The sequence below is a fragment of the Humibacillus xanthopallidus genome, from assembly GCF_006716675.1.
In the GTDB taxonomy this organism is placed as follows: domain Bacteria; phylum Actinomycetota; class Actinomycetes; order Actinomycetales; family Dermatophilaceae; genus Humibacillus; species Humibacillus xanthopallidus_B.
In genome coordinates this window covers 929252-949096 of sequence record NZ_VFPM01000002.1, presented here as the reverse complement: position 1 = coordinate 949096, position 19845 = coordinate 929252, and the positions used below count along the sequence as shown (strand labels likewise).

The following is a 19845-nucleotide window of genomic DNA, read 5'->3' as shown; positions in this document are numbered from 1 at the left end:
GTGCCTGCCTATGATCTGCGCATGGCAGGCAGGCACGAAGGTGGCGCCGACGACACCTTGCGCGCGCCTGCCGTCCACCGGGCCATCGCGGGCGCCGCCAATCCCGTCATCGCCTACCTCGTCGCGCGCCTGCTGCTCCGCCTGGTGCCTGCCCTGCCGACGCTGCCGACGTATGCCGTGTGCCTCCTGCTCGGGGTCGTCGTGGGGTGGCGTGCGTGGACCGCGCGCATCGACCTCGGCACCCGCTCGATGCTCGTGCACAACACCCTGGCGACGACCCGCGTCGAGCGGCGCGGCGTCAAGCGCATCGCCGAGTCCGGGCGGGTCGAGTGGCGCCCCGGCACGGAGCGTGCGATGCGGTTGCCCGCGGAGGCCCTGCACGGGCCCTGGTGGACCCTCGGGACGGGCCGGACGGCATACGCCCTCAACCGCGAGCAGGCCCGCAGCTGGCTGCGGACGATGCCGCACGACATCGCGCAGGGCGAGGGCGACTGACGCGCAGGAGGCCGGCCCCGGGGTGTCCGGGGCCGGCCTCGTGTCGTGTGGTGGGACGGTGCCCGAGGGTCAGTCCTTGCCCGCCTGGATCGTCTCGGTCGCCTGCGGCAGGACGGTGAAGAGGTCCCCGACGACACCGAAGTCGACGAGCTCGAAGATCGGGGCCTCGTTGTCCTTGTTGATCGCGACGATCGTCTTGGACGTCTGCATGCCGGCGCGGTGCTGGATCGCGCCGGAGATGCCGCACGCGACGTAGAGCTGCGGGCTCACCTGCTTGCCGGTCTGGCCGACCTGCGAGGTGTGGGGGTACCAGCCCGCGTCGACAGCGGCGCGCGAGGCGCCCACGGCCGCGCCGAGGGAGTCGGCGAAGGCCTCGACCTTGGAGAAGTCGCCGCCGGTGCCACGGCCACCGGAGACGACGATCGCGGCCTCGGTGAGCTCGGGGCGGCCGGTGGCCTGCTTCGGCTTGGACTCGGTGATCCGGGCGCCCTTCGCGGCGTCGGACGGGGTGAAGTCGACGACCTCGTCGGCGGCCGCTCCCGCGACCTCCTCGGGGGTGGCCGAGTTGGGCTTGACGGTGATGATCGGCGTGCCCTTCGTGACGGTCGCCGACACGGTGTAGGAGCCGGCGAAGACCGACTGCGTCGTGGCGATGCCACCACTTCCGTCACCAGCGGCCTGCACGTCGACGGCGTCGGTGATGAGGCCCGACTCCGTCTTGACGGCGAGGCGGGCCGCGATCTCCTTGCCCTCGGGGTTCGACGGCACGAGCACCGCGGCCGGTGCGGCCGAGGCGACGAGCTGCGCGAGCACCTCGGCCTGCGGGACGACGAGGTGCTCGAGCACCTCGGGCGACTCGACGCGGTAGACCTTCTCGGCGCCGAAGCGGGCGAGGGTCTCCTTCGCGGCGTCGAAGCCCGTGCCGACGAAGACGGCCGACGGCTCGCCGATGCGGCGGGCGATCGTGAGCAGCTCGGAGGTCGTCTTGCGGACCTTGCCGTCGACGTGGTCGACGAGGACGAGTACTTCAGCCATGGTGTGGGGATCTCCTTCTGTGGCTGGGGTTTCGGACGCTCAGACGAACTTGTGCTCGGCGAGGAAGGCCGCGAGCTTCTGGCCGCCGTCGCCCTCGTCGGGGACGATCTCGCCCTGCGAGCGCGGGGGGCGTGCGGCGAAGGACTCGACCTTGGTCCAGGCGGCGTCGAGGCCGACCTGCGAGGCGTCGACGCCGAGGTCGGCGAGGCTCCACTGCTCGACGGGCTTCTTCTTCGCCGCCATGATCCCCTTGAACGAGGGGTAGCGCGGCTCGTTGATCTGGTCGGTGACCGAGACGAGCGCCGGCAGCGTGGCCGTGATCGTCTGCGTCGAGGCGTCGCCGTCGCGGTGGATCGTCGCCGTGCCACCCGTGCCACCGTCGATGGTGAGCTCGGAGGCGAAGGTGACGGCCGGGAGCCCGAGACGCTCGGCGAGCATCGTCGGGACGACACCCATGGTGCCGTCGGTCGAGGCCATGCCGGTGACGACGAGGTCGACGGGGCTCTCGCTGCCGATCTTCTTGATCGCCTCGGCGAGCACGAGCGAGGTGGCGACGGCATCGGAGCCGTGGATCGCGGCGTCGTTGACGTGGACACCCTTGTGAGCGCCCATCTGGAGGGCCTTCTTGATGGCGTCGGCGGCCTGGTCGGGGCCGACAGTCAGCACGGTCACCTCGCCCTCGCCGGCTTCGACGATCTTGAGGGCCTCCTCGACGGCGTACTCGTCGAGCTCGGACAGCAGGCCGTCCACGTTGTCGCGGTCGGTCGTGTTGTCAGATGCGTTGAACGTGCGCTCGGCCTGGGCGTCCGGCACGTACTTGACACAGACGACGATGTTCATGGGTGAACGTCCTCTTCCGTTGCTGGTGGTGGCTGATGGAGCAGTCGGAGGTCGCTCCGGCACTGCCTGCCATCCTCTCACTGAGCGCCCGCTCAGTCCGCACGCCTCAGGCGTGACGCTCACCACGAGCGAGGTCGGGCCGGTGGTCGCGGCTGGTCGCGGCTGGTCGCGCGGCGGTATGCCGTCAGGCCGGGTCGAGCTCGACCGTCTCGAGGACGTGGAAGGCCGGCTCCTCGTAGGGATGGGCGGCTCGCAGGGCGGCCACGACCGCTCCTCGCAGGCTCCGGTCGAGCACGAGCTCGACCCGGTTCTCGGCGACCTTCTCGAGCTCGCCGACGGTGCCGATGGCGGGTCGGGCGCCATCGACCGGGCGGAACTGCCCGGTGCCCGACGTGACGAAGGCGCAGTCCCGGTAGTCGCCGACTGCTCCGGCACCTGTCGCCAGCACGGCGTCGAGCACCCGCTCCGTGTCATCGACGGGCACGTAGAAGACGAGCACGTCGAGCCGCCTCATCGGCGGGCCCGACGCGCTCGACGCACTCGACCCGCTCGACCCACGGTGACGGGCCGGCCCGAGACGCCGGGCCGGCCTGTCATCGACCTCATCGACCCTCGAACTGCGCCTTGCCGGAGCCCTGCTCGACGAACGAGGTCATGCCGATCTCGCGGTCCTTCGTCGCGAAGAGCGACGCGAAGAGCAGGCGCTCGATCTCGAGACCGGTCTCGAGGTCGACCTCGAGACCCCGGTCGATGGCCTCCTTGGCGGCGCGCACGGCATACGACGCGGCACCGACGAACGTCGAGGCCCACTCCCGGGACGCCGTGTAGACGTCGGCGGCGGGCACGACCTTGTCGGCGAGGCCGATCGCGAGGGCCTCCTGCGCGTCGACGAAGCGTCCGCTGAAGATCATCTCCTTCGCCCGCGAGGCGCCGACGAGGCGTGAGAGACGCTGCGTGCCGCCGGCGCCCGGGATGACACCGAGCAGGATCTCGGGCTGGCCGAGCTTGGCGTCGTCGGCGACGACCCGGAAGTCGCAGGCGAGTGCGAGCTCGCAGCCGCCACCCAACGCGTATCCCGTGATCGCGGCGATGACCGGCTTCGGGATGCGAGCGACCGCCGAGATGGAGCTCATGAGGGGCCCGGAGCGCTCGACCATGTCGGTGTACGACATCGCCTGCATCTCCTTGATGTCGGCGCCTGCCGCGAAGACCCGCTCGCCGCCGTAGACGATGACCGCCTTGACGTCGGTGCGGGTCGTCGCCTCCTGGGCCGCGGCCCGGATCTCCTCCTGGACCTGCACGTTGAGGGCGTTCATCTTCGGCCGGTCGAGGCGGATCGTCCCGACGCCGTCCTCGACCTCGAGGCGGACGAACTCGCCCATCAGACGGCGGTGCCCGGCTCGCCCTCGGCGGGCAGCCACGACTGGAAGAAGAAGCCCACGCTCTGGAGGATGTGGTTGATCGACAGCGGCACGAGGACGTCGAGGTCGGCGTTGGGGGTGATGACGTGCTCGGCCGACACGACGAGGCTCTCCTGCACGAGCGTCACCTTGACGATGTTGAGCTGCATCGTCATGTCGTTGCAGCGCGCGAGGCGCTCGTTGCGGTCGGGTGAGACGGGCTCGGCGAGCTGCCACTGACCGAAGAAGCGGACGAGCGCGAGGTCACCCTCGGCGACGCGGGCGAACAGGGTGGTACTCGTGCCCTGGTCGTCGACGATGGCGAACTCGATGTCGCCGTCACCGTCGACGGTGGCGTCGATCTCGAGGCCCCGCAGGATCGCGATGATGCGGTCGCGCACCGGGGTGTCGCTCACGGGGGCGCCGTTGGGCGCGGGCGCCGGCGTCTGCGGCGTGAAGTTGGGCAGTGCGGTCGGATCGGTCATGCAGCCAACCGTAGACTGCGAGCACGGACCCACGCGAGGTGACCCATGCCGAGACCCGACCCGTCGCCGAGGCGACGACGAGCGTGAGTGCGCCGTCATGACGAGCACGACCCTCACGGTGGCGACGGCCAACACGTGCACGGGAGACCTGCTGCGCACCCCCGGCGGTCTCGAGCCCTTCCGCGCCACCGGAGCCGGCCTCGTCGGGCTCCAGGAGGTCTTCGGCGTGACGGAGGGCCAGCTGCGGGCGGCGCTCGGCGACGTCGGACTCGAGCTCACGCACTGGCACGCCCCCGCGGGTCTCGTGCTCGCCCACGACCCGCGGGTCGCCACACCCATCGGCGAGCCCCTGGTCACGACCCTCAAGGCGGCCGGCCCGCTGCTCCGTGTCTCCGACCACTGGCACGAGCGCGGCATGGTCAGCGCGGCGTTCGAGACCGAGGCGGGGCCGCTCACCCTGTCGACCGCGCACCTCATCGTCTTCGCGCGGGCGCACGCGCGCACCAAGCAGGTGCGGGCCCTCCGAGCAGCGCTCCAGCGCGAGCCGCTGAGTCGCGGGCCGCACGTGCTCACCGGTGACATGAACCACTACCCGCGCCCGGCCGCCGCCGACCGGGCCATGCACGAGGCCGGCGGCCTCACCCACGTGCCGCTCCACGAGCCCACGTGGCGCATCAGCGGCTCGAAGCACGAGTGGATGGCGCGGCTGGCCGCGGCCGCGACGCGGCGCGACCTCGCGAGCTTCGACGCGCAGCTCGACGTCGTGCTCTACCGCGACCTGCGGCTGCTCGACTCGGCCGTCTTCGACATCGCCTCCGACCACCGCGCGGTCGCCTGCGACTTCGAGCTGGGCAGCTGAGTCCCACACCCTCGACACCCCCCTGGCGCTCCGCCCCCCTGCCCCTACGCTGTGCCCCATGTCGCCGACGTCACCGGACCTGCCCCCGGAGCCCGGAGTCCGCCTCATCGACGGCGGCGCCGAGTTCTGCGTCTACGCCGGGCACGCGACCGCGGTCGAGATCTGCCTCTTCGACCCTGGCGACGACGGCAGCGAGGTCGAGCGCCGGGTGCCCCTGCGCCACCGCGCCCACGGCTTCTGGTTCGACACGATCGCGGGCGTGGGCCTCGGCCAGCGGTATGCCGTCCGCGTCGACGGCGCGTGGGACCCGGACGCCGCCCTGCTCCACAACCCCGCCAAGCTCCTGCTCGACCCCTACGCCCGCGCCATCGACGGCGACGTGCACCTCGACCCGTCCCTCTACTCCCACCGCGTCGGCTCCGACCTGCGCGGCGACATCGCCGTGCGCGACGACCGCGACAGCGCCCCGCACATGCCGCGCTGCGTCGTCGTCGACACCGAGTTCGACTGGGGCACAGACGACTTCCCGCGTCGATCACTGTTGCAGTCGCTCATCTACGAGGTCCACGTCAAGAGCGCCACCCGGCTGCACCCGGAAGTCCCGCCCGAGCTGCGCGGCACGTATGCCGGCCTCGCCCACCCTGCCTTCGTCGAGCACCTGCTCCAGCTCGGTGTCACCGCGGTCGAGCTGCTGCCCGTGCACGCCTTCACGCACGAGCCCGACCTCGTCCTGCGCGGCCTGACGAACCACTGGGGCTACAACACGATGGGCTTCTTCGCCCCGCACGCCGCCTACGCCGCGGCGAGCGACCCCCAAGGCGTCCTCGACGAGTTCAAGACGATGGTCAAGGACCTGCACGCCGCCGGCATCGAGGTGCTCCTCGACGTCGTCTACAACCACACGGCGGAGAACTCCCGCGACATGATGACCCTCTCGTGGCGGGGCCTCGACGAGCGCGCCTACTACCGCCTCGACGGACGCGGGCAGGACATCGACGTCACGGGCTGCGGCAACACGCTCGACCTCACCCATCCCGTCGTGGCCCGCATGGTGCTCGACTCGCTGCGCTACTGGGTGCAGGAGTGCCACGTCGACGGGTTCCGCTTCGACCTCGCCGTCGCCCTCGGCCGCGGCAAGGACGACGCCTACGACCGCGACCACCCCTTCCTCGTCGCGCTGCGCACCGACCCGGTGCTCTCCCGCACCAAGCTCATCGCCGAGCCGTGGGACGTCGGCATCCACGGCTGGCGCACGGGCCGCTTCCCGCCACCCTTCTCGGAGTGGAACGACCGCTTCCGCGACACGGTGCGCACCTTCTGGCTGACCGACGTCCGGGCGTCGCTGCACGGCGGCGCGAGGCACGGGGCGCAGGAGCTCGCGACGCGGCTCGCCGGGTCGCAGGACCTCTTCGACACCCACGGGCGCGGCACGATCGCCTCGATCAACTTCGTCACCGCCCACGACGGCTTCACGCTCGCCGACCTCACGGCATACGACGTCAAGCACAACGGCGCCAACGGCCACGGCGGCACCGACGGCTCCAACGACAACCGCTCGTGGAACCACGGCGTCGAGGGCCGCACCGACGACCTGGCGACCCTCGCGCGGAGGCGGAGCTCGATGCGCAACCTGCTCGGCACCCTGCTGCTCGCCACTGGCGTGCCGATGATCAACGCCGGCGACGAGTTCGGACGCAGCCAGCGGGGGAACAACAACCCCTACTCGCAGGACAACGAGATCAGCTGGATGTCGTGGGACCACGAGCCCTGGCAGCAGGATCTGCTGGAGACCACCCGGCACCTCGTGCGGCTGCGCCAGGAGCACCCGGTGCTCCGGCAGCGCAGCTTCTTCTCCGGGCGCCAGGTCCACGAGGACGGCTCGACCGACCTCGCGTGGTTCGGCGACGACGGGCACCCGATGGGCGACCGCTGGGGACACTCGTGGGTCGAGGTCGTGCAGGCGCTCTACGGCGGCATGTGGCTCGGCCAGCGCACCGTGCTGCTCTCGCTCAACGGGGCGGCGCACGAGGTCGAGGTCACGCTGCCCACCGCACCCGGCGCGGCGGCATACGAGCTGCTCTGGGACAGCAACGACGAGGTCCCCGCTCCCCCCGGGGAACCCGTGGGAGCGGGGACGGTCGTCACGATGGCCCCGGCGTCGATGCGCGTCTGGCGCGCCACGACGTGGCCCTGAGGGCTCAGGCGTTGCGGGCGAGACCCAGCTCGGCCGACGTCGCGAGCGCGGGGTGCTTCGGCACGACGCGGACGCTGTAGCCGAAGGACCCGGTGCGGCGCAGCGACTGCGACCCGGCGAACTGGTGCCGGCCGCCGTCGTATGACTCGACGAGAGACAGGGGCGCGACCTCCGTGCCCCAGATCTCGTCGGTGTCGGTGACGTGACCGTGCACGAGCTGCACCTCGACCTCGTCGGGCTCGAGGCCCCCGAGGTCGACGTAGGCCTTGACGTCGAGGGTGTCGCCGATGAGCGGCGAGTCGGAGACGCCCGAGGGCTCGACGTGCTCGACCTTGACGCTCGGCCACGCGGCGCGCACCTTGGCCTTGTAGGCCGCGAGGTCCTTGGCGCCGGTGAAGTCCGGCCCGTCGAGGGCGCGACCCGCCCCGGCGGCCGGGCTGTAGAGCTTCACCGTGTAGTCCTCGACCATGCGGCTGGCGAGCACCTTGGGGCCGAGGGTCTTGAGGGTGTGGGTCATCATCGAGATCCAGCCCTGGGGCAGGCCGGCGTCGTCGCGGTCGTAGAACTTCGCGGCGACGTCGTGCTCGATGAGGTCGTAGAGCGCGGCCGCCTCGATGTCGTCACGGTGGTCGGGGTCCTCGACGCCGTCGGCGGTCGGGATGGCCCAGCCGTTGCGGCCGTCGAACCACTCGTCCCACCAGCCGTCGAGGATCGAGAGGTTGAGCCCACCGTTGAGGGCCGCCTTCATGCCCGACGTGCCGCACGCCTCGAAGGGGCGCAGCGGGTTGTTGAGCCAGACGTCGCAGCCCGGGTAGAGGTGCTGCGCCATGGCGATGTCGTAGTTGGGCAGGAAGACGATGCGGTGGCGCACCTCGGGGTCGTCGGCGAAGCGGACCATCTCCTGGATGAGTCGCTTGCCCGTCTCGTCGGCGGGGTGCGACTTGCCGGCGATGATGAGCTGCACCGGACGCTCCGGGTGGAGCAGGAGGCGCTTGAGGCGCTCGGGGTCGCGCAGCATGAGGGTGAGGCGCTTGTAGGTCGGCACGCGGCGGGCGAAGCCGATCGTCAGCACGTCGGGGTCGAGGATGTCGTCCACCCAGCCGAGCTCGGCGTCGCTCGCACCGCGCTTGTGCCACGAGGACTTGACGCGGCGGCGGGCGTCGATGACGAGCTTCTCGCGCATCTCGCGCTTCGTGCTCCACACGGCGTCGGCGGGCACCTCGTCGATGCGGTGCCAGAGGTCGGCACCGGCGATGTCGGCGGTGCCGAGGTGCTTGCGGGCGACCTCGTAGACGGAGCGGTCGACCCACGTCGGGGCGTGAACTCCGTTGGTGATGCTCGTGATCGGCACCTCGACGTCGTCGAAGCCCGGCCACAGACCGTCGAACATCTCGCGGCTCACGACACCGTGCAGCTGCGAGACGCCGTTGGCGCGCTGGGCGAGGCGCAGTCCCATGACGGCCATGTTGAAGATGCCGGGCTGGCCACCGGCGTAGTCCTCGGCGCCGAGGGCGAGCAGGCGGTCGACGGGCACGCCCGGGATGGCGCGGGGCCCGCCGAAGAAGAGGTTGATCTTGGCGGCGTCGAAGCGGTCGATGCCGGCCGGCACGGGGGTGTGCGTCGTGAACACCGTTGCGGCGCGGACGGCCTCGAGGGCCTCGTCGAAGGTCAGGCCGTGGTCGCGCACGAGCTCGGCGATGCGCTCGACGCCGAGGAAGCCGGCGTGGCCCTCGTTGGTGTGGTAGACCTCCGGGGTCGGCGCGCCCGAGAGGCGCGACCAGAGGCGCAGCGCGCGGACGCCGCCGATGCCGAGCAGCAGCTCCTGCTCGAGGCGGGTGTCGCCACCGCCGCCGTAGAGGGTCTCGGTGACCGCGCGGGTCGTCTCGTCGTTGCCCGGCACGTCGGAGTCGAGCAGGAGCAGGGGCACGCGGCCGACCTGCGCCTTCCAGACGTGGGCGTGCAGCTGGCGACCGGCCGGCAGGTCGATCGTGACGACGGCGGGCGTGCCGTCCTCCTCGCGCAGCAGCGAGAGCGGCAGTCCGTCTGGGTCGAGCACGGGGTAGGTCTCGACCTGCCAGCCGTCACGCGACAGCGCCTGCTTGAAGTAGCCGGTCTTGTAGAACAGGCCGACACCGACGATCGGCACGCCGAGGTCGGAGGCGGTCTTGAGGTGGTCGCCCGCGAGGATGCCGAGGCCGCCGGAGTACTGCGGCAGCACTGCGGTGATGCCGAACTCGGGGCTGAAGTAGGCGATGGCACGCGGGGCGGCCCTCCCGGCAGCCTCCTGCTCGCGGCTCCACCGCTGGTACCAGCGCTCGTCGGTGAGGTAGTGGTGGAGGTCCTCGTTGGCGGCGACGACGCTGCTGACGAAGTCGTCGTCGGCGGCGAGCGCGGCGAGCTCGTCGGAGGACAGGCGCGAGAGGAGCTTGACCGGGTCCTCGCCGGCCTCGGCCCAGCGGCTCGGGCTGATGCTCTCGAAGAGGTCGCGGGTCGGCGGGTGCCACGACCAGCGCAGGTTGCTGGCGAGCACGCCGAGGCCCTCGATGCGGGAGGGCAGGACGGTGCGGACGTTGAAGCGTCGGATGGCCTTCACGAGGAGAAGCATAGGGGTCGGCATGACGGGTTCTTGCAGACCTTGCAGACACCGTTTCACCACTCGGGACGGCACGGATGCTCTCGCTCTGCCTCATGTCGGTGCGCCCGGCTTTTCGATACGGTCGACTCCGTGAGCGGCAGACCAACGAAGTCCCGTCCGAACAAGCCCCGGCGTCCGCGCCCCGATGCGACCCCCTCAGCGAGGGCCGCGGTGATCGACGAGGGTGAGGCGGGGGCCGTGCACCTCGCCCCGGAGCATCCCGCGAGCACGCCTCCCACCGTCGCCGGTATGCCGGGTGGTGCGCTCCCCATGGGACGCATCCCCGTGGGCGACGTCCGTCCGCTCGTCGACGGCGGCACGAGACCGGCGAAGTCCGTCGTCGGCGAGGAGTTCGACGTGCGGGCCAAGGTCTTCCGCGAGGGCCACGACGCGGTCAACGCGACGGCGGTGCTCACGGGCCCCGACGGCAGCGCGCACTACTTCGCCATGCAGTGCGACAACCCCGGCACGTCGGACTGGTCGACGACCGTCGTCGCCGACACGCAGGGCTGGTGGACCTACCGGGTCGAGGGCTGGTCCGACCCGTACGCGACGTGGGTGCACGACGCGGGCATCAAGATCGCGGCTGGCGTCGACGAGGAGCTCATGTGCGCTGAGGGCGCCCTCGTGCTCGATCGTTTCGCCTCGTCCGTGCGCGGTCAGGGAGTCGACGCCTCCGAGATCGACAAGGGGGTGGCGGCGCTGCGCGACACCTCCCGCCCCGCTGCCCACCGCTTCGGCGCGGCGACCTCGCCGGAGATCCAGGGGCTGGCGGCGCTCATGCCGCTGCGCGAGTTCGTCTCGCCCTCCCCGGAGTACTCGCTGCTCGTCGAGCGCGAGCGCGCCCTCTACGGCGCGTGGTACGAGATCTTCCCTCGCTCCGAGGGGTGCCACGTCGATGAGAAGACCGGCCTGTGGGTGTCGGGCACGTTCCGCTCGGCGGCGCTGCGCCTGCCGGCCATCGCCGACATGGGCTTCGACGTCATCTACCTGACGCCGATCCACCCCATCGGCACGACCGCCCGCAAGGGCCGCAACAACAGCCTCGCCGCAGCGCCCGGTGACCCCGGATCCCCTTATGCCATCGGCTCCCCCGACGGCGGGCACGACGCCATCCACCCCGACCTCGGCACGTTCGAGGACTTCGACTTCTTCGTGGCCGAGGCTGCCCGCAACGGCCTCGAGGTTGCGCTCGACATCGCCCTGCAGGCCTCGCCGGACCACCCGTGGGTGCAGACCCATCCCTCGCTCTTCACGACGCGGGCCGACGGCACGATCGCCTACGCGGAGAACCCGCCGAAGAAGTACCAGGACATCTACCCGCTCAACTTCGACAACGACCCGGCAGAGGCCTATGCCGAGGTGCGCCGGGTCATCCAGGTGTGGCTCGACCACGGCGTGCGCATCTTCCGCGTCGACAACCCCCACACCAAGCCGGTTGCCTTCTGGCAGTGGCTCATTGCCGATGTCGCCCTCGAGCACCCCGACACGATCTGGCTCTCCGAGGCGTTCACCAAGCCGGCGATGATGCACCAGCTGGCCAAGGCCGGCTTCCAGCAGAGCTACACCTACTACGCGTGGCGCAACGAGAAGTGGGAGCTCGAGGAGTACGGCCGCGAGCTGGCAGGCGACGGGGCGGCATACATGCGTCCGTCGTTCTGGCCGACGACCCACGACATCCTCACGCCCTACATGCAGTACGGCGGGCCGACCGCCTGGAAGCTGCGGGCCGCGCTCGCCGCGACGATGGTGCCGACCTACGGCATCTACGCCGGCTACGAGCTCATGGAGCACGTCGCCCGGCCCGGCGCCGAGGAGCAGATCGACAACGAGAAGTACGAGTTCAAGGACCGCCAGTGGTACCTCTACGAGCCCGGCGGCCCCCTCGAGAGCCGCTCGCTCGCGTGGTACCTCAAGCGGCTCAACGACATCCGCGGGTGGCATCCTGCTCTGAGGTGGCTGCGCAACCTGCGCTTCCACGCGGCCGACGACGAGTTCGTCATGGTCTTCAGCAAGAGCCGGATCGTCGACCGCGCGACCGGCGAGCGCGACACCGTGATCGTCATCGCCAACCTCGACCCGCACGCGACGCGTGAGACGTGGGTGCACCTCGACATGGAGGCGCTGGGTATGGCGACGTGGTCGTCGTTCGACGCGCACGACCACATCACCAACCAGACCTGGCAGTGGCGCCAGGACAACTTCGTGAGGCTCGGCCCCGACAGCGAGCCGGTCCACGTCATCAGCGTGAGGAGCCACTGACCGTATGCAGGGACTCAACCTCTCCCAGCCGGGGCTCAAGCACGATCCCCAGTGGTTCCGGAAGGCTGTCTTCTACGAGGTGCTGGTCCGCGCCTTCTCCGACTCCAAGGGGGTGGGCGCGGGCGACTTCACCGGACTCATCCAGCGCCTCGACTACCTCCAGTGGCTCGGGGTCGACTGCCTCTGGCTCCCGCCCTTCTACGCGTCGCCCCTGCGCGACGGCGGTTACGACATCTCCGACTACAAGGCGGTGCTGCCGGAGTTCGGCACCCTGCCGGAGTTCACCGAGCTGGTCTCGCAGGCGCACGCCCGCGGCATCCGCATCGTCACCGACCTCGTGATGAACCACACGAGCGACCAGCACCCGTGGTTCCAGGCGAGCCGAGCCGATCCCGACGGCCCGTTCGGCGACTTCTACGTGTGGTCCGACACCGATGACGGCTACGACGACGCGCGCATCATCTTCGTCGACACCGAGGTCTCGAACTGGACGTTCGACCCCGTGCGGCGGCAGTTCTTCTGGCACCGCTTCTTCAGCCACCAGCCCGACCTCAACTTCGAGAACGAGGCCGTGCAGGAGGCGATGTTCGACATCGTGCGCTTCTGGATGGACCTCGGCATCGACGGCTTCCGGCTCGACGCCGTGCCCTACCTCTTCGAGGAGGAGGGCACCAACTGCGAGAACCTCCCCCGCACGCACGAGTTCCTCGCGAAGCTGCGGGCCATGGTCGACAAGGAGTACCCCGGGCGGATCCTCCTCGCCGAGGCCAACCAGCCCCCGGCTGAGGTCGTCGACTACTTCGGCACCGACGAGGCTCCGGAGTGCCAGATGTGCTTCCACTTCCCCGTCATGCCGCGGCTCTACTACTCCCTCCGGGAGGAGAAGGCGCAGCCCATCATCGAGGTGCTCGCCGACACCCCGGAGATCCCGGCCGGCACCCAGTGGGGCACCTTCCTGCGCAACCACGACGAGCTGACGCTCGAGATGGTCACGCCGGAGGAGCGCGCGGCGATGTACGGCTGGTACGCCCCCGACCCCCGCATGCGCGCCAACGTCGGCATCCGCCGCCGGCTCGCTCCCCTGCTCGACAACTCGCGCCCCGAGATCGAGCTCATCCACGCGCTCGTGCTCTCGCTGCCCGGCTCGCCGTGCCTCTACTACGGCGACGAGATCGGCATGGGTGACAACATCTGGCTCACCGACCGTGACGCGGTGCGCACTCCCATGCAGTGGACCCCCGACCGCAACGCCGGCTTCTCGAGCGTCGACCCGGGCAAGCTCTACCTCCCCGTCATCAGCAGCCTCGTCTACCACTACAACAACGTCAACGTCGAGGCGCAGATGGCCTCGTCGGCCTCCCTGCTGCACTGGCTGCGCGGCATGCTCCAGGTGCGGTCGCGCCACCCCGTCTTCGGGCTCGGCACGTTCGAGGTCGTCCCGGCGGACAACGACCACATCCTCGCCTTCACCCGCGTCATGGACGCCCAGGGCGACGACCCCGCTGAGGCCGTCCTCTGCGTCAACAACCTCTCGAGCCGGCCGCAGGCGGCGACCATCGAGCTGCCGTCCTCGCTCTCGGGCCGCCAGCTCATCGACCTCTTCGGCGGCAGCGGCTTCCCGTGGGTGGCCGAGGACGGCCGCGTCACCCTCACGCTCGGCTCGCGTGACTTCTTCTGGTTGCAGCTGCGCGGCGGAGAGGACAACCGCTGATGGCGATCGTGCACAAGGGCGCGTCGATCGTGCCGACCAAGACCGAGCTGGTCGGCGCGTGGATGCCGCACCAGCGGTGGTACCACGGCAAGGGTCACGACCCGGCGCTCCGCCGGGTGGGCGGTTTCCGCTTCGAGGATCCCGAGGGCGAGGTCGGCATCGAGACGCTGCTCCTCGCCGACACGGCCGCCGATCCGGTCGTCGTCTACCAGGTGCCACTCACCTATCGGGGGGCACCGCTCGAGGGCGGCGAGCACGCGCTGCTCGGCACCATGGAGCACAGCGTGCTCGGCCGGCGCTGGGTCTACGACGGTCCCCACGACCCCGTCTACGTCGGCCAGCTCGTCGACACGATCCTCCGGTCGCGGCAGTCCGACGAGGCCCAGGCCTCCGTCGGCAGCAACGAGCTCGCCCGCGGCAGCTCGACCGGCCAGGTTCTCGGAACGGTCGGCAGCTCGGTGGTGCTCACCGGTGAGCAGTCCAACACCTCCGTCATCTGCCGCATGCTCGCCCCCGACGGGGGCCCCGCAGAGCCCCTGATCGTCAAGGTGTTCCGCACCCTGCAGGACGGCGACAACCCCGACGTCGTCGTCCAGTCGGCCCTGACCCGTGAGGGCTCCGACCGGGTTCCGATGGCCGTGGGCCATCTCAGCGGCGCCTGGGACAACCCCTCCGGAGGCGCCCTCGAGCACGGCGACCTCGCCTTTGCGCAGGAGTTCATCCCGGGGGTCGAGGACGCGTGGCGGGTGGCGCTCGTCGCCGCGGCCGCGGGGCACGACTTCACGGCGCGCGCCCGCGACCTCGGTGTCGTCACGGCCCAGATCCATGCCGCCCTCGCCCATGCGCTGGGCACCGTCGAGGCAGGCGAGGCCGCGCGCGATGCGCTCGTCGCCTCGATGCGCTCGCGGTATGCCGCCGCCGTGGCACTCGTGCCCAGCCTGGCCTCCCGCTCCACCTCCGTCGAGCGGGTCATCGAGTCGGTGCGGGCCATGAGATGGCCTGCGCTGCAACGGATCCACGGTGACTACCACCTCGGACAGGTTCTCGACGTGCCCGAGCGCGGCTGGGTCGCCCTCGACTTCGAGGGCGAGCCGCTGCGACCGCTCGCCGAACGGGTCCAGCCCGACCTGACCCAGCGTGACGTCGCGGGCATGCTCCGTTCCTTCGACTACGCGGCCGGCTCCGTCGGGCTCGCCGACCCGTCGCGCGACGCGACGGCGTGGGCAGCGGCCTGCCGGCTCGCCTTCCTCGAGGGCTACGCCTCGGTCGCGGGGCCGGCAGACGCCGAAGACACCGCGCTCGTGCAGGCTCTCGAGCTGGACAAGGCTCTCTACGAGGTCGTCTACGAGGCCCGCAACCGGCCGTCGTGGCTGCCCATCCCGCTCGGCGCCGTCGAGCGACTCACCACTGAGGAAGGCTCGCCATGACCCCCGAGAACTCCGGCCCCTCGCTCGACGACGCCGCCATCACCGCCTTCCTGCACGGTCGCAACGGGCAGCCGCACGACCTGCTGGGGCACCACGTCGGTCCCGGGGGGCTGACCATCACGGCATACCGCCCGTTCGCGACGCGCGTCGGCGCGCGGCTCGACTCCGGCGAGCGGGTCGACCTGCAGCACGTGCGGGACGGCATCTGGTCGATGACCTCCCCCGACTTCGCCACGACGCACGACTACCGCCTCCTCGTCGAGTACGGCGACGGCGTCGCCCACGAGCAGGACGACCCCTACCGCTTCGCCCCGACGCTCGGCGAGATGGACCGGCACCTCATCAACGAGGGCCGGCACGAGCAGCTGTGGACGGTGCTCGGCGCGCACGTGCGCCACTACACCGGGCCGCTCGGCGACGTCTGGGGGGTCTCCTTCGCCCTGTGGGCGCCGCGCGCCAAGGCCGTCCACGTCATCGGCGACTTCAACGACTGGGACCGCCGCAGCCACCCGATGCGGGCCCTCGGCGACAGCGGCATCTGGGAGCTCTTCCTGCCCGGCGCGCAGGAGGGGATGAACTACCAGTTCGCGGTGCGAGGGCCCGACGAGCTCGTCCGGCTGAAGAGCGACCCGATGGCGCGCATGACCGAGGTCGCGCCGAAGCAGGCCGCCATCGTCACGGAGTCGCACTACACGTGGCGCGACGACGAGTGGATGGAGCATCGCCGCACCTCCAACGCCCACCAGGGCCCGATGAGCATCTACGAGGTGCACCTCGGCTCGTGGCGCCAGGACCTCGGCTACCACGGCCTCGCCGAGCACCTCGTCAACTACGTGCGCGACCTCGGCTTCACCCACGTCGAGTTCCTCCCCGTTATGGAGCACCCCTACGTCCCGTCGTGGGGCTACCACGTCACCGGCTACTACGCCCCGAGCTCGCGGTGGGGCCGGCCCGACGACTTCCGCTTCCTCGTCGACGAGCTGCACCGGGCCGGCATCGGGGTGCTGCTCGACTGGGTGCCCGGCCACTTCGCGACCGACGAGTGGGCGCTCGCCCGCTTCGACGGTCTGCCGCTCTACGAGCACCCCGACCCGCGGCTCGGCTGGCACCCCGAGTGGGGCTCCAACATCTTCGACTACGGCCGACCCGAGGTGCGCAACTTCCTCGTCGCCAACGCGCTCTACTGGCTCGAGGACTTCCACATCGACGGCCTGCGCGTCGACGGTGTCGCCTCGATGCTCTACCTCGACTACGCCCGCGACGAGGGGGCCTGGGTGCCCAACCGCAACGGCGGTCGCGAGAACCTCGAGGCGGTCGAGCTGCTCAAGGAGACCAACGGCACCGCCTACAAGCGCGTCGGCGGCATCGTCATGATCGCCGAGGAGTCGACGACGTGGCCCGGGGTCACGAAGCCGACCGACCAGGGCGGCCTCGGCTTCGGCTTCAAGTGGAACATGGGCTGGATGAACGACTCGCTCAAGTACCTCGGCGAGGAGCCCATCTACCGCAAGTACCACCACGGCAAGCTGACGTTCTCGCTCATGTACGCCTTCGACGAGAACTTCGTGCTGCCGATCAGCCACGACGAGGTCGTCCACGGCAAGGGCTCGCTGCTGCGCAAGTCGCGAGGCACCCGCGAGGAGCAGGTCGCGACCCTCCGCGCGTTCCTCGCCTACCTGTGGTGCCACCCGGGCAAGCAGCTGCTCTTCATGGGCTGCGAGTTCGGCCAGGAGTCGGAGTGGTCCGAGGGCCGCAGCCTCGACTGGTGGCTGCTCGAGCAGCCGCTGCACTACCGGGTGCACAACCTCGTCAAGGACCTCAACGCGATCTACCGGGGCAACACGGCGCTGTGGGAGCTCGACGCCGACCGCTCGGGCTTCGAGTGGCTCGAGGCCGACGACGCCGACCACAACACCTTCTCGTGGTTGCGCTTCGGGCGGGGCGACCGAGCGACCGATGCCCCGGTCGTGGCCTGCGTCATGAACTTCAGCGGTGAGACGCAGCAGTCCTACCGCATCGGGCTCCCGCGCGGCGGGCGGTGGACGGTCGTGCTCGACACCGCCGGCTACCACCCCGACGCTCCCAGCAGCGCCGGCATCGTCGTCGAGGCCCGGCAGGAGGCCTGGCACCAGCAGCCGTATGCCGCCGACCTGACGGTGCCGCGCCTGTCGACCGTCTGGCTCGTGCCGCTCGACGAGCCCAGCCCGGCGGCCATCGCCGCCGACGCCTCGTCCGGCCTTGCGTCCGACCACGTGCCCGACCACGCCACGACCACGAACGGAGACCAGTCATGACCCACCCGCGCGCCGGTCAGCAGGCCCAGGCCGAGGACCTCGTCGACGTCGACGCCCTCATCGGTGCCTACTACGACCGGCACCCCGACGTCGACGACCCCGACCAACAGGTCGCCTTCGGCACCTCGGGACACCGCGGGTCGAGCCTGCGCACCGCGTTCAACGAGGACCACATCCTCGCGACGACGCAGGCCATCGTCGACTACCGCGTCTCGCAGGGCTTCGACGGGCCGCTCTTCATCGGTCGTGACACGCACGGGCTCTCCGAGCCGGCATGGCGCTCGGCTCTCGAGGTGCTCGTCGCGAACGGTGTGCAGGTGCTCGTCGACGACCGAGACGGCTTCACGCCCACGCCTGCGGTCTCGCACGCCATCCTGCGGGCCAACCGCGGAAAGCCTTCTGGTGCAGCCGGTCTCGCGGACGGCATCGTCGTGACGCCGTCGCACAACCCGCCCGCCGACGGCGGGTTCAAGTACAACCCCCCGCACGGCGGACCCGCCGACACCGATGCGACGTCGGTCATCGCGAAGCGGGCCAACGACCTCATCCGTGGCGGGCTCACGGACGTGCGGCGGGTCTCCTTCGAGCGGGCCCGCGCCGACGCCGGCTCCTACGACTTCATGGGCACCTACGTCGATGACCTCGTGGGCGTCGTCGACCTCGCACGCATCCGCGACGCCGGGGTGCGCATCGGCGCCGACCCGCTCGGCGGGGCCTCGGTCGCGTACTGGGGCGAGATCGGCGAGCGCCACGGCCTCGACCTCACGGTCGTCAACCCGCGGGTCGACCCCCAGTGGGCCTTCATGACGCTCGACTGGGACGGCAAGATCCGGATGGACTGCTCCTCCCCCTCGGCGATGGCCTCGCTCATCCGCAACAAGGACGCCTACGACATCTCGACGGGCAACGACGCCGACGCCGACCGGCACGGCATCGTCACCCCGGACGCCGGGCTGATGAACCCCAACCACTACCTCGCGGTCGCGATCCAGTACCTCTACGGCGGCGCACGCCCGGACTGGCCCGCGAGCACGGCGATCGGCAAGACCCTCGTGTCGTCGTCGATGATCGACCGGGTGGCCTCCGACCTCGGCCGCACGCTCCTCGAGGTGCCGGTGGGCTTCAAGTGGTTCGTGCCCGGACTGCTCGACGGCAGTGTGGGATTCGGCGGTGAGGAGTCGGCCGGCGCGAGCTTCCTGCGCTTCGACGGCTCGGTCTGGTCCACCGACAAGGACGGCATCCTGCTCGCGCTGCTGGCGTCGGAGATCCTTGCCACGACGGGCAAGACCCCCAGCCAGCACTACGCCGAGCTGACCGCCCGACACGGCGACCCGGCATACGCCCGCATCGACGCGGCAGCGTCGCGCGAGGAGAAGGCCAAGCTCGGCGCCCTCTCCCCCAGCGATGTCACCGCCGAAACCCTTGCGGGAGAGGCGATCACGGGCAAGTTGACCGAGGCGCCCGGCAACGGCGCCAAGATCGGCGGGCTCAAGGTGACGACCGAGAGCGCGTGGTTCGCGGCCCGACCCTCCGGCACGGAGGACGTCTACAAGATCTACGCCGAGTCGTTCCAGGGGCCAGAGCACCTCGCCCGGGTGCAGGCCGAGGCAAAGGACGTCGTCAGCGCGGCCCTCGGGGGATGAGCGACGGCGCCCCTGACTCGGACCGCGGGCGTCTCTTCCTCGTCACGGGGACCGATCCGGACCAGCGGCGGGCACTCGCCACGGCGCTGACCCGTCGGCTCGGCCGCGCGGTCGTGGTCGACGGGGAGGCGCTCGAGCGGCTGGTCCGGCTGGGGCCGCTCGAGCCGTGGACGGGCGCGCCCTCCTCCGCGCAGCTGCGCGACCGCCTGCTGCGCTGGTCGGCGGCGCTCGCGGTCGCCGAGACGCACCAGCTCGAGGGCTATGACGCCGTGCTCGTCGAGGACGCTCTGGGTGACCGTCTCGAGGACCTTCTCGACCTCGTCGCCCCCGAGCCCGTGCACCTCGTCGTCATCGGCTCGGGCGTCGACCCGACGACCCCCCGGTGGGGCCTCTGGGTCGGCGCGCCGGGCCCCGTGGACGACGTGGCGGTCGACGTGCTCTCGCGCCTCCCCGAGGCCCTCGTCGTCACTGCAGACCAGCCCTGAGCCCCGCCACTCGAAAGAGCAGTTCGTCGGGCACGGCAGTTCGTCGCGCACGCAGCGCCGCCCCCGAGCGGCAATCGAAA

Annotated in this window: 15 protein-coding genes; 9 read left to right on the top strand and 6 right to left on the bottom strand. The window is 70.8% G+C overall.

The window, feature by feature from the left end; translation table 11 throughout:
• The first annotated feature begins 21 nt into the window (after positions 1-21).
• On the top strand, positions 22-495 hold the full coding sequence (locus tag FBY41_RS12285) for a hypothetical protein (protein ID WP_141844536.1): 474 nt from the start codon (positions 22-24) through the stop codon (positions 493-495).
• Between the two features lie 69 nt (positions 496-564).
• Here the strand turns inward: FBY41_RS12285 and FBY41_RS12280 are convergent, their stop codons facing one another.
• The 5 genes from FBY41_RS12280 to FBY41_RS12260 form a co-directional block, all read right to left on the bottom strand.
• Positions 565-1530 (bottom strand): electron transfer flavoprotein subunit alpha/FixB family protein, encoded by a 966-nt coding sequence (locus FBY41_RS12280; protein WP_141844535.1) that lies wholly within the window; start codon positions 1528-1530, stop codon positions 565-567.
• Positions 1531-1569: 39 nt separating this feature from the next.
• Positions 1570-2370, bottom strand: a complete 801-nt coding sequence (locus FBY41_RS12275; protein WP_141844534.1) for an electron transfer flavoprotein subunit beta/FixA family protein — start codon at positions 2368-2370, stop codon at positions 1570-1572.
• Positions 2371-2554: 184 nt separating this feature from the next.
• A complete protein-coding gene (locus FBY41_RS12270) occupies positions 2555-2884 on the bottom strand; it encodes a hypothetical protein (RefSeq protein WP_141844533.1) in 330 nt (109 codons plus the stop codon).
• Between the two features lie 88 nt (positions 2885-2972).
• Complete coding sequence (locus FBY41_RS12265) at positions 2973-3752, bottom strand: enoyl-CoA hydratase/isomerase family protein (RefSeq protein ID WP_141844532.1); 780 nt, start codon at positions 3750-3752, stop codon at positions 2973-2975.
• Positions 3752-4255, bottom strand: coding sequence for a YbjN domain-containing protein (locus FBY41_RS12260; RefSeq protein WP_141844531.1), 504 nt, complete (start codon positions 4253-4255; stop codon positions 3752-3754). Before FBY41_RS12260 ends, FBY41_RS12265 begins: the two co-directional genes overlap by 1 nt.
• A gap of 97 nt (positions 4256-4352) precedes the next feature.
• On the opposite strand from FBY41_RS12260, the gene FBY41_RS12255 reads away from it, so the two are divergent.
• Positions 4353-5114, top strand: coding sequence for an endonuclease/exonuclease/phosphatase family protein (locus FBY41_RS12255; protein ID WP_141844530.1), 762 nt, complete (start codon positions 4353-4355; stop codon positions 5112-5114).
• Positions 5115-5172: 58 nt separating this feature from the next.
• On the top strand, positions 5173-7308 hold the full coding sequence (glgX, locus tag FBY41_RS12250; protein ID WP_141844529.1) for a glycogen debranching protein GlgX: 2136 nt from the start codon (positions 5173-5175) through the stop codon (positions 7306-7308).
• Between the two features lie 4 nt (positions 7309-7312).
• Here the strand turns inward: glgX and glgP are convergent, their stop codons facing one another.
• A complete protein-coding gene (gene glgP, locus FBY41_RS12245; RefSeq protein ID WP_141844528.1) occupies positions 7313-9901 on the bottom strand; it encodes an alpha-glucan family phosphorylase in 2589 nt (862 codons plus the stop codon).
• A gap of 291 nt (positions 9902-10192) precedes the next feature.
• On the opposite strand from glgP, the gene FBY41_RS12240 reads away from it, so the two are divergent.
• The 6 genes from FBY41_RS12240 to FBY41_RS12215 are packed head-to-tail and all read left to right on the top strand — an operon-like array spanning position 10193 to position 19765.
• Complete coding sequence (locus tag FBY41_RS12240) at positions 10193-12205, top strand: alpha-1,4-glucan--maltose-1-phosphate maltosyltransferase (protein ID WP_185749088.1); 2013 nt, start codon at positions 10193-10195, stop codon at positions 12203-12205.
• A gap of 4 nt (positions 12206-12209) precedes the next feature.
• Entirely contained in the window at positions 12210-13916 is a 1707-nt protein-coding gene (gene treS / locus FBY41_RS12235; protein ID WP_141844526.1) for a maltose alpha-D-glucosyltransferase, read from the top strand.
• Positions 13916-15343, top strand: a complete 1428-nt coding sequence (locus FBY41_RS12230) for a maltokinase N-terminal cap-like domain-containing protein (RefSeq protein ID WP_141844525.1) — start codon at positions 13916-13918, stop codon at positions 15341-15343. Before treS ends, FBY41_RS12230 begins: the two co-directional genes overlap by 1 nt.
• Positions 15340-17637 carry a 1,4-alpha-glucan branching protein GlgB gene (gene glgB / locus FBY41_RS12225; RefSeq protein WP_141844524.1) on the top strand — a complete coding sequence of 766 codons (2298 nt, stop codon included), beginning with the start codon at positions 15340-15342 and terminating at the stop codon, positions 17635-17637. The genes FBY41_RS12230 and glgB overlap by 4 nt, the downstream gene beginning before the upstream one ends.
• Positions 17634-19280 carry a phosphoglucomutase (alpha-D-glucose-1,6-bisphosphate-dependent) gene (pgm, locus tag FBY41_RS12220; protein WP_141844523.1) on the top strand — a complete coding sequence of 549 codons (1647 nt, stop codon included), beginning with the start codon at positions 17634-17636 and terminating at the stop codon, positions 19278-19280. The genes glgB and pgm overlap by 4 nt, the downstream gene beginning before the upstream one ends.
• On the top strand, positions 19277-19765 hold the full coding sequence (locus FBY41_RS12215; protein WP_141844522.1) for a hypothetical protein: 489 nt from the start codon (positions 19277-19279) through the stop codon (positions 19763-19765). Before pgm ends, FBY41_RS12215 begins: the two co-directional genes overlap by 4 nt.
• The last annotated feature ends 80 nt before the right edge of the window (positions 19766-19845 follow it).